Raw genomic sequence first — 14,721 nt, 5'->3', positions numbered from 1 at the left:
GCGCCAGAAGCCTACTGGCTCTCGTCCACGATCAGCGCGCATTTGCCGGGGCCGTGGGGGCCTTCGAGGTGCGCGTGCGCTTGGGGCGCCTCGTCCATCGCGAACGTGCGGTCCATGACGACGCGCGCCGCGCCAGAGGCGAAAAGGGTGGCGAGCCATTCCAGCGCGGGGCCGTCCGGGGCGGCCTGGGAGTACGCCATCACCGGGCCGGGCATGGCCTTCTGCAAAACCGTCCGCGTGACGACGCCGGGGCTGACTTGGGTCGTGATGTAGGCGCCCGCCGAGCGGAGCATGGGCCGCGCGAGGCCGAACGGGAGCGTGCCCGCCACGTCGAACACGAGGTCGAAGCCATCGCGGCGCGTGACGTCCTCGGCGCGGTAGTCCACGGCCTCGTGCGCGCCGAGGCTCCGCACCAGGTCTAGGTGCTCCGCGCTCGCGGTTGCCACCACCTCGCCGCCGAGCAGAGCCGCGATCTGCACCGCCATCGTGCCCACGCCGCCAGAGGCGCCGTGGATGAGCACGCGGTGCCGCGCGCGGAGGCCTCCCTTCGCGCGGAGGGCTTGGAGTGCGGTCAGCGCCGCCAGAGGCATGGACGCGGCCTCTGGCGCCGAGAGGTTCTGGGGCCACGGCGCGGCGTCCTCCTCAGGCAACGCGACGAACTCGGCGTAGCCCTCGCCCTTAAACGTCGGCATCGTGCCGATCACACGGTCGCCTTCGCGGTAGCGGCTCGCCAGAGGCCCCGACCGCACGACGGTGCCTGCCACCTCGACGCCGAGCCCGCGCGGCGGCGTGCCCGTCAAAACCCCGGAGACGCGCCCACCGCGGATGTCGGTATCGATCGGGTTGAGCCCCGTCGCGGCCACGCGGACGAGCAGCAGGTCGTCCTCGATCTCGGGGTCGGGCGCTTCCTCGACGCGGAGCACGGACGGCGGGCCGAAGTCGTGGAAACGAACGGCGCGCATGGGGGTGATGAGGCGCAACGGTGGGCGGGTGAGGAGGGAGGCCTACGCCCGACCCCGTGCCCAGTTCGTGGCGGTCGCCAGAGGCCTCTGGCGCTTACTCATGCGCCGCGCAGCCTGTGCCGCCAGCGGCCCGGAGCATTCCGAGGTCAACGATGCTGAAGCCGACCTTGGAAAAGATGGGCAGCAGGATGAACAACGTGGTGTCCACCGTCTGTCCCACGATGCCCAATCCCGACGGCCCGAGGATCCACGTGAGCGGGTAGCCGATCCAGAACAAAGCGAGGTACGCCGCCACCTTCCGGTAGATGCCACCGATCTCGGGGTCCTGCTCGGCCACGCGCCGGAGCGGCCCCCACGTGAGCGCGAACACGACGACAAGCGCGGCCACGCCGATGCCGAAGTAGACGTAGCGCGCCGGTCCAGACGAGAGGTCGCCCACGAGCCCGCACAGGATCATGATGATGTCCGCGCTGACGAGTCCGAGCAGGAGGGGGACGTGCTTGCTCTTGTCGCTCCGCGTGACGGCCGTCATCCACAGCGCCGTCAAGAGCAGCGGTGTGGTCACCACCCAGTCCGCATACCGGGCCCAGTAGGTCGTCTGACCGGCGATCTCTGCCGTGCCCAATCCGAGCGCCATCGCGAGGTACGCCAGTCCGGACCAGACGGGGATCAGCGCAGCCACGATGTACTCCCAGACGGGCACGCCCTTCGGGTCGCGCATCCACGAGAGGAACAACAGGGCGCCTGCCGCCATGCTGGCGATGTAGACGGTATACAGGAGGGTTTCGAGCGACATGCAGACGTAGAGGGGGGTGAGGTCTACCCAACCCTGCCCCCAGGGCTCCGCACGCGCCGACAATCAGGGCATCCCCGAGGCCTCTGGCGCCAGAGGCCTGGCTCGGCGCGCAACGCGTCGCACCGCTCTGCGGAGTGCCTGATGGTCTTGTTCAGGAAGAGACGACGTATGTGGTGGTGACCTCCCTTTTACCTGCCATGAGCACACCCCACAAGACCGTCACCCGCCGCGAGAGCCTCAAGCGCGTCGCTGGCGCCCTCGCGCTCGGCCTCGGCGCCCCCACCGCTTTTGCCGCGACGGCGCCAGAGGAAGACGGCGACTACCGCCTCGCCTTTTACAAGCCCGGCCAGGGCGAGCCGTACCTCATTATCACGATGGAAAACGTGCAGGCCGAGATGCTCGGTCGCGGCGACGGCCGGAGCCTTATGAAGATGGAGCGGCTCACAGGCCGCGCCCCCGAGGCGCTCGGGACTGCGCGCATCAAGGTCAAGTTCTAGGCCGTGTACCGCCTACCCGTCGTCCCCAAGACCCGGCGCGACTCTTTCTCGTACCGGTGCAACGGCTGCGGCCGCTGCTGCCACGGAAAGCAGATCTCGGTCGGCCCCTACGAGGTCGCGCGGCTCGCCGAAGCGCTGGGCGTCTCCACGTCCGAGGCCCTCGCGACAAGCGTCGACCCCGAAACGAGCACGCTGCGCTGGACCGATGGCGGCGTGTGCGTGCACTACGACGCCGGGCGGTGCGCCGTCCACGCGGGGCGACCTCTGGCGTGCCGCCTCTACCCGCTCGGGTGGATCACGATGCCCGGGGGCGCCGAGATGTTTATCCCGGTAGAGCCGCACCCCGAGTCGGCCGGGGTCTACGGCGAGGCTGGAGACGTAGAGGGCTACCTGCAGGCGCAGGGCGTGCCGCCTTATGCGCGCCGTTCGGTTCAGTACGAGGCCGTCGCCCTCCGCGCCGCTGGCGCGCTCGACGATGACGGCGCCGACCCCGGCGCTCCGCCCCCGGTCTCCGACGTGGACGCCGCCGTCCGCACCGACTGCGACGCCAGAGACGTCCCCGTTCCCGAGAGCGTAGAGGACCGCGTAGACCTCCACCTTGCCCTGCTCCACCGCTGGCTCGACGCCGCAGGCGCGCCCCCGGCCACCTCCTGAGCCTCTGGCGAGAGGTGCCCGGCCTCTGGCGACGCAGCCACCCGCCAGAGGCCCGCGAACACCCTGTGAGGCCTCTGGCGCGCGCGAACCCCACGCGGCGCCGGACGTGGAACGCGGCCAGATCTGAGAACCGCTCGACATGGCCGAAGTCCCGACCGCCCCCGACCGCACCGACACCGTCCGCCTCCAGGTGGCCGGCGCCCAGAACCCCGACGTCGGCAAGGGCGTCGCCCGCATCAACGCTGAAAGCTTGGCCGCGCTTGGCCTCGCGCCAGGGGCCATCGTGGCCCTCACCGGCAAGCGCACCACGCCCGCCATCGCGCTCCCGCCGTACAGCGCCGATGCCGGGCTGGACATCATCCGGCTGGATGGCCTCTTGCGCGCCAACGCCGGCGTCGGCATGGGCGACCACGTCGAGATCGCGCCTGCCCAGGTGCAGCCCGCGAAGAAAGTCGTGCTCGCGCCCGCCCAGCAGGGCGTGCGGTTGCAAGGTTCGGGTCGCGCGCTTCTGCGCACGCTTATGGGCCGCCCGCTGGCCTCTGGCGACGTCGTCAGCACCAGCGTCTACCGCCAGGGCGCGGGCCCCGAAGGCGGCAACCTGCCCGGGATGCCGCCCGACCTGTACCGCCAACTCTTTGGCCAGCAGCGCGGCTTCGGTCTGCAAGAAATCCGACTTGTCGTCACCCAGAGCAACCCGCGCGGGATCGTGCAGGTGACCGAGGAGACCGAGATCGAGTTGCTCCCCGAGTACGCCGAGCCCGAGAGCGGCGAAGGCCCCGTCGGCATCACGTACGACGACATCGGCGGCCTGGGCGACACGGTCGATCAGGTGCGCGAGATGATCGAACTTCCGCTCAAGCACCCCGAGTTGTTCTCGCGGCTCGGCATCGACCCACCCAAGGGCGTGCTGCTCTACGGCCCGCCCGGAACGGGCAAAACGCTGCTCGCAAAGGCCGTCGCGAACGAGACCAACGCGCACTTTCTCGTCATCAACGGCCCCGAGATCATGGGCCGCTACTACGGCGAGAGCGAGGGCCGCTTGCGCGAGGTGTTCGAGGAGGCGGAGCAGAACGCGCCCGCCATCATCTTTATCGACGAGATCGACTCCATCGCGCCCGCGCGCGACGAGACCGGCGAGGCCGAGCGCCGCGTCGTGGCCCAGCTTCTGACCCTTCTCGACGGGCTCGAATCGCGCGGCAACGTCGTCGTGATCGGCGCGACGAACCGGCCGGACTCCATCGACCCCGCGCTGCGCCGTCCGGGCCGCTTCGACCGCGAGATCGTGATCGGCGTGCCCGACACGAGCGGTCGCCGTCAGATCCTCGACATCCACACCCGCGGGATGCCTCTGGCGGAGGACGTGGACTTGGACACGCTCGCGCGGACGACCTACGGATTCGTCGGCGCCGACCTCGGTGCCCTCGCGCGAGAGGCCGCGATCAGCGCGCTCCGCCGCATCCTGCCCGAGATCGACTTGGAGCAGGACGAGATCCCGGGCGAAGTCCTGGACGAACTGATCGTCACCGCCGACGACTTCACCGACGCCACGCGCCGCGTGCAGCCGAGCGCGCTCCGCGAGATCCAGATCCAGGTGCCCAACGTGGGCTGGAAGGACATCGGCGGCTTAGAAGAGGTCAAGATGCAGCTTCGCGAAGGCGTCGAGCTTCCGCTTCAGCAGCCCGAAGCGTTCAAAAAGCTCGGCATCCGGCCCGCGAAGGGCTTCCTGCTCTACGGCCCTCCCGGGAACGGCAAGACGCTTCTGGCCAAGGCCGTCGCGCGAGAGGCCGAGGCCAACTTCGTGTCCACGAAGTCCAGCGACCTGCTGAGCAAGTGGGTCGGCGAAAGCGAAAAGCAGGTCAGCCGCCTCTTCCAGCGCGCCCGCCAGGTGGCTCCTACGGTTATCTTTATCGACGAGATCGACGCGCTCGCCCCCGCCAGAGGCTCCGGCATCGGCGACTCGAACGTGACCGAGCGCGTGGTGAACACGCTGCTGGCGGAGATGGACGGGCTGGAGGACATGCAGGGCGTCGTCGTCCTCGCGGCCACCAACCGGCCGACGCTGCTGGACCCGGCACTCTTACGCCCCGGCCGCTTCGACGAGATCGTCTACGTCCCGGTCCCGGACCAGGAGGGCCGCCGCGTCATCCTCGGCATCCAGACCGGCAAGATGCCTCTGGCGACCGACGTCGACCTCGACGCCCTCGCCGAGCGCACCGAGCGTTTTTCCGGCGCCGACCTGGAAAACCTCGTCCGCAAGGCAGGCCTGCTCACGCTCCGCGCCGGAGGCGAGGAGGTCGCCATGGGCGCCTTCGACGAAGCCCTCAAGACCACGCGCCCGAGCGTGACGCCAGAGGCCGAGAAGGAGTACGAGCGGATGCAGCGCGAGCTCCGGCAGGAGGACCCGCGCGGCAACCGGTCCATCGGCTTTCAGATCGCGCCAGAGACCGAGAACGGCCAGTAGACAACAAAGCGTCTCGCCAGAGGCCTCTGGCGGCAGCACGACCTATTACCTTGAGGCCGCACCACGCCTCTCCCACCTATGGACGTCGCCCGCAACGCACCCTGCCCCTGCGGCAGCGGACAGAAGTACAAAAACTGCTGCGCTGGGAAATCAAGCGGCATCGGTCGGAACGGGGCGGGGATCATCATCGGCCTCGTGCTCCTCGTCGGCGTGCTGATCGCGGGCGCTGCGGTCTCGGGCGCCGGCGATGGGCCACAGGGCGAGGGCGCGCCCGGCCAAGTATGGTCCGAGGAGCACGGGCACTGGCACTAGCGCCAGAGGACTCTGGCGGCACGTCGCGGCAGGGCCGAACACATAGCAGCAGGACTGACGCCAGGGGCTACGGCCTCTGGCGTTTTTGCGTGGGGGATAGGCCCAAACGCTCGCGGCTGAGGGGTCGAGACCCCGCTCGTGCCATTCGTGACACCGCCGTGCACCTCGTGCGCAGGCGTGCGGAATCGGGCCCGGCGGTCCCGTTCTTCTCTTCGTGACCGCCTGGGCCCACGGCCTCCGGCGCCCCCAACCCCCACCAGACAACGCCACCATGTCTCTCCGCCGCACCCTGACGCCTCTGGCGCTCCTCGGCCTCCTCACCTTTACTCTTCCCGCTTGCGCTCAGAGCCAGGAGGCGTCGCCGCAGCAGCGCAGCGCTGCAGGTGCCCGCGGAGGCGACGCGGCCTCCCGCGTACAGGCCCAAGTGTCGTCGCTGAGTGAGGCCGTAAACCTGACCGCCTCCCAGACGGCTCAGATCCGCGAACTCCTCGAGGCCGAGGCCGCCGACCGGCCCGCACGCGGCACCGGAGACCGGCAGGCCATGCGTGAGCAGATGCAAGCCCGGCGCGCTGAGACGACCCGCAAGATCGAAGCGCTCCTGACGCCTGAGCAGATCCCGGGCTTCCGGACCTGGCAGGAGGCGCAGCGCCAGAACCAGCGCGGACGCCGCGGTGGCCGCGGCAACGGCCGCTCCTGATTTCCCGGCCCCGGGTTCATCCCGGGGCCTTCCCCCTCGGCCTCTGGCGCCAGAGGCCACCCTTTTCTCTTTCTGCTTTCGTCGCCATGCGCGCTCTTTTCGCCCTCTCCCTGGGCCTCCTCCTTGCCACCTCGGCCTCCGCCCAGGCCGGCCGCACCGTCCAGGTGACGGGAACGGTCGTGGACGCCGCAGACGGTCAGCCGCTCCCCGGCGCGACCGTCCTCATGGTGCGCATGAGCGCCGATAGCACGCAGGTCGGCGCGGCCTCTGCCGCCGACGGCACGTTCCGTCTCGCGGTCGCCGCGGGCGCGTACGAACTCCGCGTCTCGTTCGTGGGCTACACCTCGCTGGCGCGCCCGGTTACCGCCAGCGGCTCGGCGCTCGCGCTCGGCGCGGTCGAACTCGCCGAGGACGCGGCGCTCCTGGAAGGCGTGGACGTGGCGGCGACGCGCCAGAGGGTCGAGGTCCGAGGCGATACGACGGCGTTCAGCGCCGACGCCTTCCCGGTCAACCCGGACGCGACGGCGGAGGACCTGGTGGCGAAGCTGCCGGGCGTGACCGTCGAGAACGGGACCGTCACCGCCGAGGGCGAGACGGTCCGCCGCGTGCTCATCGACGGGCGCGAGTTTTTCGGGACCGACGTGCAGGCGGCGCTCAACACGCTCCCGGCCGAGATGATCAAGGAGGTGCAGGTCTTCGACCGCCAGAGCGAGGAGTCCCGGTTCTCCGGCTTCGATGACGGCGACGCGGAAAAGACGCTCAACATCGTGACGCGCGCCGGAACGCAGAACAGCCAGTTCGGCCGCGTTTACGCAGGCGCCGGGCCTGAGGGCGAGTACCTCGCCGGCGGCAACACCACCATCCTGAAGGGTGACCGCCGCATCACCGTTGTGGGCCTCGCCAACAACGTGGACCAGCAGAACTTCGCCGCCGAGGACCTGGCGGGGATCGCCTCTGGCGGCGGTGGCCGCGGGCGGCGCGGCGGACGCGGTGGAGGCGACGTGGGCGGCTTGCTCCAGAACGAGCAGGACGGCATCGCGTCGGCCAACGCACTCGGCGTGAGCTACTCCGACGTGCTCGCGGGCGGCAAGCTCCGCCTGACCGGCAGCACGTTCTTCAACACCAGCGAGACCCTTCTGGATGCCGGCCTCACGCGCTCCACGCTGACCGACGGTGGCATCTCGCAACTCTACGACGAGACCGACACCGCCGACACGGACAACGCGAACGCCCGCGCCACGCTCCGCGCGCAATACGACCTGTCGGACCGGACGCAGCTCACGTTCGAGCCGCAGTTCTCGCTCCAGGACGTCGGCGCGATCAGCGACCTTCGCGGCATCACCCGCTCTCCCGATGGCGCGGCCCTCGCGCTGACCACGTCCGAGACGGACGCCAGCGCCTTCGCGCTCTCCTCCGAGATCGAGCTCGGGGTCCGCCACCGCTTTGCCGCCAGAGGCCGCACGCTCTCGCTCAGCGTGGAGGGCGCCGTGGGCGACCAGAACGGCGAGACGACGCAGGCGACCCAGACTGTCAATGCCGCGGACGGAAGCATGGCGTTTGCCAGCGATCAGCTGTTCGACACGGCCTCGGACTCCCGCTCCCTCCAGGCGCGGCTGAGCTTTACCGAGCCGCTGAGCGAGACCACGCAGCTCCAGTTCAGCTACCGGCCCGAGCTCTCGCGCAGCAGCTCGGACCAGGGCGCGTTCCTCGCCGACGCCTCTGGCGCGTACACCGTCCCCGACGCGTCGTTCACGAGCGCCTTTGAGCAGCAGTCGTTCGTGCAGCGCGGCGGCGTCTCGCTCCGCACGGGCTCGCGAGAGGCCAACGGGCAGATCGGCTTCGATCTCCAGCACGAGCGCCTCGAAGGCGAGCAGCTCGCGCCAGAGGCCTTTACGGTTGACCGCTCGTTCTGGTCGTTCCTGCCGTCGGCACGGGCGCGCATAACGCTGAGCGAGGGCAAGCGGCTGGACCTCAACTACCGGGCTAGCACGCGCACCCCGAGCGCGAACCAGCTCAGCAGCCTGGTGGATAACTCGAACCCGCTGCTGCTCACCACGGGCAACCCGGACCTCGACCCCAGCACGACGCACTCGCTCCGCGCCCGCTTTAACTCGACCGACGCCGCGGGCGGCTCTGTCCTCTTCGGCTTTATCAGCGGCTCCTACGGCCAGAACTACATCGGCTCCTCCACGATCCTGGCCCGGGAGCCGGTCACGACGCCCTCTGGGGTAGTCGTCCCGGCGGGCGGGCAACTCACGCAGCCTGAGAACGTGGACGGCTACTGGAACGGGCGCGCGCTGGTGAGCTACGGTCGGCCCATCGGGCTGATCAAGAGCAACGCCAACATGTCGTTCGGCGGCAGCTACACCCGCGCGCCGGGCCTCGTCAACAACGCGCTCAACGTCTCGGACCAGTTCGGGCTGGACGGCCGCGTGTTTATCGGCAGCGCCATCAGCGAGCGCGTGGACTTCTCGCTGGAGTACGGCGCGCGCTACTCCGCGACGACCAACTCCGACGCGCCCTCGCTGGATGACACCACGGTGCGGCACCTCGCGGGCGCGAAGCTGGCCTGGCTCCCCTGGGGCGGCCTCTCCCTGGGCACCAACCTCAACGCGCTGTACTACACCGGCCTGGACGATAGCATCGACCCCTCGCAGATCCTGTGGAGCGCGAAGGCCGGCTACAAGTTCTTGCCCGGCGACGTCGCCGAGGTCAGCCTGAGCGTCTACGACATCCTCTCGCAGCAGCAGGACGTGGAGCGGACCGTGACGGAGCTGTACATCCAGGACGCGCGCACGGAAGCGCTCGGCCGCTACGTGATGCTCAACCTCACGTACCGCCTCAGCAACTTTGGCCAGGGCAACGCCAGAAGCGACGACGACGAGCGGGGCGGCCGAGGAGACCGCGGCGGCTTCGGCGGACGCGGCGAGTAAGCCTCTGGCGCGATCGCCCAGGCAGCAGAAACGGAAGCGGTCCCCCTCACCGAGGGGGACCGTTTTTAGATGCACGGAGCGGACGGCGGTTGGCTCGGCCTCTGGCGCCAGAGGCGCGCGCTCAGCGGCAGGAGATCGCCGCGCTTCGCTCGCGATGACACCGGCTCGGGTAGGGCATCAACTCTCAGCTCGCCTTCCGGTACGGCACCTCCGTCGCCAGAGGCTTGACCGGCGCGGCGTAGGACTCCCACACGTCCGGGTAGCGCGCGTCCAGGCGGCGGACGAGGACGTGCGGCGCCTCGCCGTTGGCGACATGCCAGAGCGCCCGCGCGGGGTCGGCGTCACCGATCGGGTAGGGCACGAGCGCGCTCGGCTGCTCAGGCCGGATGGCGAGGCTGCGCGCCTCGGGTCCCGCGAGCGTCTTGAGGTTGATCTGGCCTCTGGCGGAGAACAACTCGGCGTCCCACTGCGCGACGAGGAAGAGCACGTCTTCCATGTGGTCCAGGAGGTCGCTGCCGCGCAGGCGGTAGACGGCGTCGGCGGCGCCAGAGGCGAGGACCGTGGCGTCGCGCCGCAACTGTCGCTGATGCTCGGGCAGGTTGCGCGCGCCGCCGATCTCGAAGGCCACGCGGCGCATGGCCGTCACGTCGCCCGCGTCGTCGCGGACCGGGACCTCGATCACGAAGTCGAACGTGAACAGCGCGCCGGGCAGCCGGTCGGTCGGCTCCACGGGGTGCTCGGAACGGAGCACGGCGTCGTCGGCGAGGTACTTCACGACGTGCCACGCGAACTCATCGTGGATGGCGCCGGCGTAGGGCGGCGGCGGCTCCACGGCGGGGCCGGAGAGGAGAGAGGTGGCCCAGTCACGCGGGGTGACGCGGGCGGCGGAACCGGAGAGGGGGACGCGGTGCATGTCAGTAGCCTCTGGCGAGAGAGGCGGGATGAGAAGGGCACGCGTTGGAGGTCGCTGAGGGAGGCTTCCCGCGCGCGCGTACGCGTAATTAGCGAATGCGAGTGACACCTGAATGGCATAGGCTGAATGCCTTCTGGCGACACGCTCGCGCACGGGTTTTTCGGTCTCGCCAGAGGCCTCTGGCGGGCGCGCACGGAGCGGCGTACGCCTCGCGTTCTGGTGCGCCGGAGTGACCGCCACGCCTCTGGCGGCGCCTGTATCCTGCCCTCCCCATCCTCCCGCCTGCTCGTGCTCCCGCGCCTCCTCGCCTTCGCGCTTCTCGCGTGCCTCGCCTCTGGCGCCGCGCTCGCCCAAACCCCCGGTTTCGCGTCCTTCAACGACCGCAACCACCCGGAGATCGACTGGCAGGTGGCGGTCACGGAGCACTTCGAGATCATGTACCCCCAGCACCTCGCGGGCATCGAGGAGATGGCGGCGCCGATTGCGGAGGAGACGTACGCGGCGCTCCAGGTCAACATCGGGCCGGTGGACTTCCCGGACCCGATCCGCGTCTACCTCTCGGACGAGGACGAGATCACGAACGGCATCGCGTTCGAGAGCAGCCGCGTGGGCGTGACGACGATCTGGGTGCACATCAACGACTTCGCGAGGCTCTGGACGGGCGACGTGAAGTGGCTCCGCAAGGTGATGGCGCACGAGATCGCGCACATCTTCCACTTCCGCAAGGTGCGGAGCAACGTGGGCACGGCGCAGAACCTCCTGGCCGACGCGATTCCGAGCTTCTGGGCCGAGGGCTTCGCCCAGTACCAGACCGAGCGCTGGGACGCCGCCAGAGGCGACGCCGTGCTGCGCGCCGCCGTGTTCGACGACCGCTTGAGCTACGAGGACGGCCTGAGCGCCCGCAACGGCCAATTGCGCTACGCCATCGGCAACAGTCAGATCCGCTACCTCGCGCAGACGCGCGGGGACTCCCTCGTCACCAAACTGCTGGAGCACCGCAAGCCGGCGTTGTTCGGCTTCGCGCAGGTCCACGATTTCTACCGCGCCTTCCGCGCGACGGTAGGCGTGAGCTACCCCGAGTTCTACGAGGAGTGGCGCAAGCACGTCAACGTGTACTACAACACCATCGCGGGGCAGATGGAGCGGCTGGACTCGCTGAACGTCAAGCCTCTGGCGGTGCCCGGGCAGGTCATTCAGCAGGTGCAGTTCAGCCCGGACACGTCGCGCTACGCCGCAGTCGTCTTCGCGAGCCTCGCGCGGCCCATCACGCGGCTGTTCTCGGTCAACAACCCCGGCGCGGACTCGACCCGCGCCCGAGACCTCCGGCTGTTGGAAGAAGGCTCCATCGTCGGCCCGATCTCGTGGAGCCCGGATGGCACGCGCATCGCGTACGCGCGGACGGTCCGCGGCCGCTACGGCTCGTTCGTCAACGACCTTTTCGTGGTGGAGGACGCGACGGCGAAACGCCAGAGGCTCACGCGCAACCGCCGCGCCATCTCGCCGACGTGGGCGCCCGACGGCCGCCGCCTCGCCTTTGTGGGCGTGGACGGGCCGACGGCCAACCTCTTCATCCTGGACACGGCCTCTGGCGTGGAGACGCCGTTGACGGCGTTTACCGGCGACGTGCAGATCTCCAGCGCGCGCTGGAGCCCGGACGGTGCGCGCATCGCCATCGCGCTCGTCGACGCCGACGGCGCCAGAGGCCTGGCAACGGTCGACGTGGCCTCTGGCGAGGTGACGCGCCTCTCTACGGACACCACGACGCCGCTGGACGAGCGCGACGACCGCACGCCGATCTGGAACGCGACCTCGGACGCGCTCGCGTTCACGAGCCTGCGCGACCGCATCAGCAACGTGTTCGTGGTGGGGACTGGAGGAGGGGGACTAGGGGCTGGCGATCTGCAGGCGAACGCGAGCCCTGCTGCGCCCTCGAGGCGTTCTCTCTCGGCGCCAGAGGCCTCTGGCGCGAGTTCTCTGCCCGTCCCCAACCTCGAGTCCCCAGTCCCCGGCGCGCAGCGCCGCACCTTCCTCTTCGACGGCGCCGAGATCCTGGACTGGCTCCCCGCCGACAGCACGCACCCAGCGGGCCGCTTGGTCGTCGGCGCGACAGAGACGAAGCGGCGCGACCGCGTGTTCGTCATCGACGCGCGCCGCGAGCCGACCGTGACTGCGGGGCCTCTGGCGGTGCCGGCGTCCTACGCCGCGTGGACCGAGCACCGGCCGCCCGCCGAGGTCCCGTGGCAGGTGGCCCCGGACGCAAGCTTGATCCGCGAGAGGCGCCCGTACAACGCGCTCGCCAACCTGGACCACGCCATCACCATCGCGCTGCCCTACGGGGACCCGGCCGAGGACGGCAAGCTGTTCACGGGCGATGACGACTACGGCGCCTTCGCGACCTCCATCTTCTTGGAGCCGCTGGGCAAGCACCAGCTCTTTTTCCTCGGCGGCGTCAGCGTCACGCGCCCCGTCGACCGCTCGTTCCTGTACCTCTCGTACACCAACCGCCAACTCGCGCCGACGCTGACGCTGGACCTGTACCGCTTCCCCGGTCCGGCCAACGTCTACGGCAATGACGTGCTCGTGGAGGACCTGATCGGCGGCGACATCTCGGCGACGCTCCCGCTCGACATCACGACGCGCCCCTACGCCAACTGGGCCGCCGGGACGCGCGTCCGCCTCGCGCACGCGAACCCGCTCGGCGTGGACGACATGACCGACCTCGACGCCGAAGGCTTGCCTCTGGCGGCGCCAGAGGCCGGGACCCGCGCCGACGTGCAACTCGGCCTCGCGTTCAAGCTCCAGCGGCCGTACCGCCTCAACGTGATCCACCCGCTGGACGGAACGGGCATCCGTGCGCGCGTGACGGCCGGCGTGCCGGTCTTCGGCGCCGGGACCTTCGCGAGACCGGACCTGGAAGCGTACCAGGTCTTCCCGGCGCCGCTCGGGCGCCTGTACGTCCACGGCCGCGCGACGGCGCTCCTCGGCGACCCGCAGTTGCCGCAGGACTTCGTCGGTCTCTCGCGTTACGACGACGTCAGCGCGAGCCTGCCGTTTATCGGCGCGCTCTCGCTCGATGGCGCCGAGCGCGTGCGCGGCTTCCGGCGCTACGCCGTGGGCCGCGGCCTGTTGTTCGGCTCGGCGGAGTACCGGATGGAGCCGGTGTTTGACCTGGAGACCACGATCCTCGGCGCCGTCAGCTTCCGCGAGATCGCGCCGTCGCTCTTCGTCGACGGCGGGCTGGTGTTCGACCAGGACTTCGGCAACCCGATCCAGCGCGCCGGCGTCGGCGGCGAACTCCGCAACCGCGTCTCGCTCGGTGGCTTCTCGTTCATGCACGCCGTCGGCGTCGCCATCCCGACGGGCAAGATCGACGAGGTCTGGAACGGCTCCATCGTGTGGGACGACGTGGACCTGTACTACCGGCTCCAGGCCGCGCTGCCGTTCTAGAGGACGCGCAGGCCTCTGGCGCCAGAGGCGTCACGCCGCGCCGATGGCGTCGGCAAGAGCCCTCTCGAACCGCTCGCGGTCGTCCACGTCCACGCCCAGCCGCAAGGCCACGCGCGTAATACCGAGCGGGCCGCGGACGCGCACCGGCTCGCGTAAGACGATGGCGTAGCGCGCCGCGCCCAGAGGCGTGAGGTCCAGAAACCCGTCCGTTCCCGCGTACGAGCCCCGTTCCAGGCGCCGGACCTCCGCGATCTGCGCCAGAGGCACGCTGGCGGTCCACCGCAGGCCGCAGCGCACGACCAGGCCTCTGGCGCCGAGACGAATCGGCCGGGCGTGCATCGCGCGGAGATCGGCCACGAGCCAGAGCGCGCCATACACCGAGAGCGCAAGGTGGACGCCAGCGGCCGTCGCGTTCCAATAGTGGAGCAGGAGGAAGTGTCCCAGCGCTAGCTCGACGGCGGCCCCGATGAGAAGGCCCGCGAAGACTGACGCGTAGCCGCTCCGCTGGCGATAGCCAAACGTGGTTGCGTCGCGCCGCTCCACGCCCCGGCCGAACGCGTATAGCGGCACGGATGCTTCGGCCGCGGCGGCTTCCATCGCGAACCCGTGCCCGAACGCCGCACCGAAGGCGCCGCGCAACCGCTCCAGCAGGTCCGCGTCGCCAGAGGCCCGGTAGGCGCGCACGACCGCTCGGATGCGGAGACCGATCCACGTCAGCGCCGCCGCCTCCACGAGCACCACGCCGATCTCGAACGGCCCCAACACGCCCTCGTACGCCTCCGGCAGCACCGCATACGCGCCAACCATGCTCAGCACGACCACCGGCGCGAGCGTGATCGCTGGCCTCTGGCGACCGCGCACGAGGAGCGCGTAGTACAGCGCCGGCACCAACACCACCAGGTCCACCGCTACGGCCCCCGCCAGAAGCTGCGGGCTCGGCACCGTGCCGAGGCGCCCGACCACGAAACAAGCGGCCGCGTACACGCCGAGCGTGAGGAGCACGAAAAGGGGGAACGCTGCGCGTCCGAGCCGGGCCGTCATGGACCTTG

Annotated in this window: 11 protein-coding genes; 7 read left to right on the top strand and 4 right to left on the bottom strand. The window is 70.1% G+C overall.

Annotated features, from left to right (window positions below; genetic code table 11):
* Positions 1 to 11: 11 nt before the first annotated feature.
* Both BSZ36_RS20040 and BSZ36_RS13070 read right to left on the bottom strand, forming a co-directional pair.
* Positions 12 to 962 (bottom strand): NADP-dependent oxidoreductase, encoded by a 951-nt coding sequence (locus tag BSZ36_RS20040; protein ID WP_094549675.1) that lies wholly within the window; start codon positions 960 to 962, stop codon positions 12 to 14.
* A gap of 94 nt (positions 963 to 1,056) precedes the next feature.
* Complete coding sequence (locus tag BSZ36_RS13070; protein ID WP_094549673.1) at positions 1,057 to 1,758, bottom strand: bacteriorhodopsin; 702 nt, start codon at positions 1,756 to 1,758, stop codon at positions 1,057 to 1,059.
* Positions 1,759 to 1,955: 197 nt separating this feature from the next.
* Between BSZ36_RS13070 and BSZ36_RS13065 the strand changes: the two genes are divergently transcribed.
* The 6 genes from BSZ36_RS13065 (at position 1,956) to BSZ36_RS13040 (ending at position 9,312) form a co-directional block, all read left to right on the top strand.
* Positions 1,956 to 2,255 carry a hypothetical protein gene (locus BSZ36_RS13065; RefSeq protein ID WP_094549671.1) on the top strand — a complete coding sequence of 100 codons (300 nt, stop codon included), beginning with the start codon at positions 1,956 to 1,958 and terminating at the stop codon, positions 2,253 to 2,255.
* A 3-nt stretch (positions 2,256 to 2,258) separates the two neighbouring features.
* The gene (locus BSZ36_RS13060) at positions 2,259 to 2,909 is read left to right on the top strand and encodes a YkgJ family cysteine cluster protein (protein ID WP_094549669.1); all 651 of its coding nucleotides are present in this window, start codon (positions 2,259 to 2,261) and stop codon (positions 2,907 to 2,909) included.
* 139 nt (positions 2,910 to 3,048) lie between these two features.
* A complete protein-coding gene (locus BSZ36_RS13055) occupies positions 3,049 to 5,370 on the top strand; it encodes a CDC48 family AAA ATPase (protein WP_094549667.1) in 2,322 nt (773 codons plus the stop codon).
* A gap of 78 nt (positions 5,371 to 5,448) precedes the next feature.
* On the top strand, positions 5,449 to 5,682 hold the full coding sequence (locus BSZ36_RS13050) for an SEC-C metal-binding domain-containing protein (protein WP_094549665.1): 234 nt from the start codon (positions 5,449 to 5,451) through the stop codon (positions 5,680 to 5,682).
* 271 nt (positions 5,683 to 5,953) lie between these two features.
* The gene (locus tag BSZ36_RS13045) at positions 5,954 to 6,379 is read left to right on the top strand and encodes a hypothetical protein (RefSeq protein WP_094549663.1); all 426 of its coding nucleotides are present in this window, start codon (positions 5,954 to 5,956) and stop codon (positions 6,377 to 6,379) included.
* A gap of 86 nt (positions 6,380 to 6,465) precedes the next feature.
* Positions 6,466 to 9,312: an outer membrane beta-barrel protein gene (locus tag BSZ36_RS13040; protein WP_094549661.1), complete on the top strand. Its 2,847-nt coding sequence runs from the start codon at positions 6,466 to 6,468 to the stop codon at positions 9,310 to 9,312.
* Positions 9,313 to 9,496: 184 nt separating this feature from the next.
* Here the strand turns inward: BSZ36_RS13040 and BSZ36_RS13035 are convergent, their stop codons facing one another.
* Positions 9,497 to 10,225, bottom strand: coding sequence for a hypothetical protein (locus tag BSZ36_RS13035; protein ID WP_094549659.1), 729 nt, complete (start codon positions 10,223 to 10,225; stop codon positions 9,497 to 9,499).
* 126 nt (positions 10,226 to 10,351) lie between these two features.
* Between BSZ36_RS13035 and BSZ36_RS13030 the strand changes: the two genes are divergently transcribed.
* Positions 10,352 to 13,672: a PD40 domain-containing protein gene (locus BSZ36_RS13030; protein WP_094549657.1), complete on the top strand. Its 3,321-nt coding sequence runs from the start codon at positions 10,352 to 10,354 to the stop codon at positions 13,670 to 13,672.
* A 30-nt stretch (positions 13,673 to 13,702) separates the two neighbouring features.
* Here BSZ36_RS13030 and BSZ36_RS13025 read toward each other — a convergent pair whose 3' ends face one another.
* Positions 13,703 to 14,713, bottom strand: a complete 1,011-nt coding sequence (locus BSZ36_RS13025; RefSeq protein WP_094549655.1) for a hypothetical protein — start codon at positions 14,711 to 14,713, stop codon at positions 13,703 to 13,705.
* Positions 14,714 to 14,721 lie beyond the last annotated feature (8 nt).

Source organism: Rubricoccus marinus (genome assembly GCF_002257665.1).
GTDB classification, from domain to species: Bacteria; Bacteroidota; Rhodothermia; order Rhodothermales; family Rubricoccaceae; genus Rubricoccus; species Rubricoccus marinus.
The sequence above is the reverse complement of the archived record's forward strand: the minus strand, read 5'-3'. Positions and strand labels throughout refer to the sequence as shown.

What these genes read in the sequence shown, in the direction of transcription:
- BSZ36_RS20040 (WP_094549675.1), bottom strand. Translation starts at nt 962, where the DNA reads ATGCGCGCCGTTCGTTTCCACGACTTCGGCCCGCCGTCCGTGCTCCGC.
- BSZ36_RS13070 (WP_094549673.1), bottom strand. Translation starts at nt 1,758, where the DNA reads ATGTCGCTCGAAACCCTCCTGTATACCGTCTACATCGCCAGCATGGCG.
- BSZ36_RS13065 (WP_094549671.1), top strand. Translation starts at nt 1,956, where the DNA reads ATGAGCACACCCCACAAGACCGTCACCCGCCGCGAGAGCCTCAAGCGC.
- BSZ36_RS13055 (WP_094549667.1), top strand. Translation starts at nt 3,049, where the DNA reads ATGGCCGAAGTCCCGACCGCCCCCGACCGCACCGACACCGTCCGCCTC.
- BSZ36_RS13050 (WP_094549665.1), top strand. Translation starts at nt 5,449, where the DNA reads ATGGACGTCGCCCGCAACGCACCCTGCCCCTGCGGCAGCGGACAGAAG.
- BSZ36_RS13045 (WP_094549663.1), top strand. Translation starts at nt 5,954, where the DNA reads ATGTCTCTCCGCCGCACCCTGACGCCTCTGGCGCTCCTCGGCCTCCTC.
- BSZ36_RS13040 (WP_094549661.1), top strand. Translation starts at nt 6,466, where the DNA reads ATGCGCGCTCTTTTCGCCCTCTCCCTGGGCCTCCTCCTTGCCACCTCG.
- BSZ36_RS13035 (WP_094549659.1), bottom strand. Translation starts at nt 10,225, where the DNA reads ATGCACCGCGTCCCCCTCTCCGGTTCCGCCGCCCGCGTCACCCCGCGT.
- BSZ36_RS13030 (WP_094549657.1), top strand. Translation starts at nt 10,352, where the DNA reads ATGCCTTCTGGCGACACGCTCGCGCACGGGTTTTTCGGTCTCGCCAGA.
- BSZ36_RS13025 (WP_094549655.1), bottom strand. Translation starts at nt 14,713, where the DNA reads ATGACGGCCCGGCTCGGACGCGCAGCGTTCCCCCTTTTCGTGCTCCTC.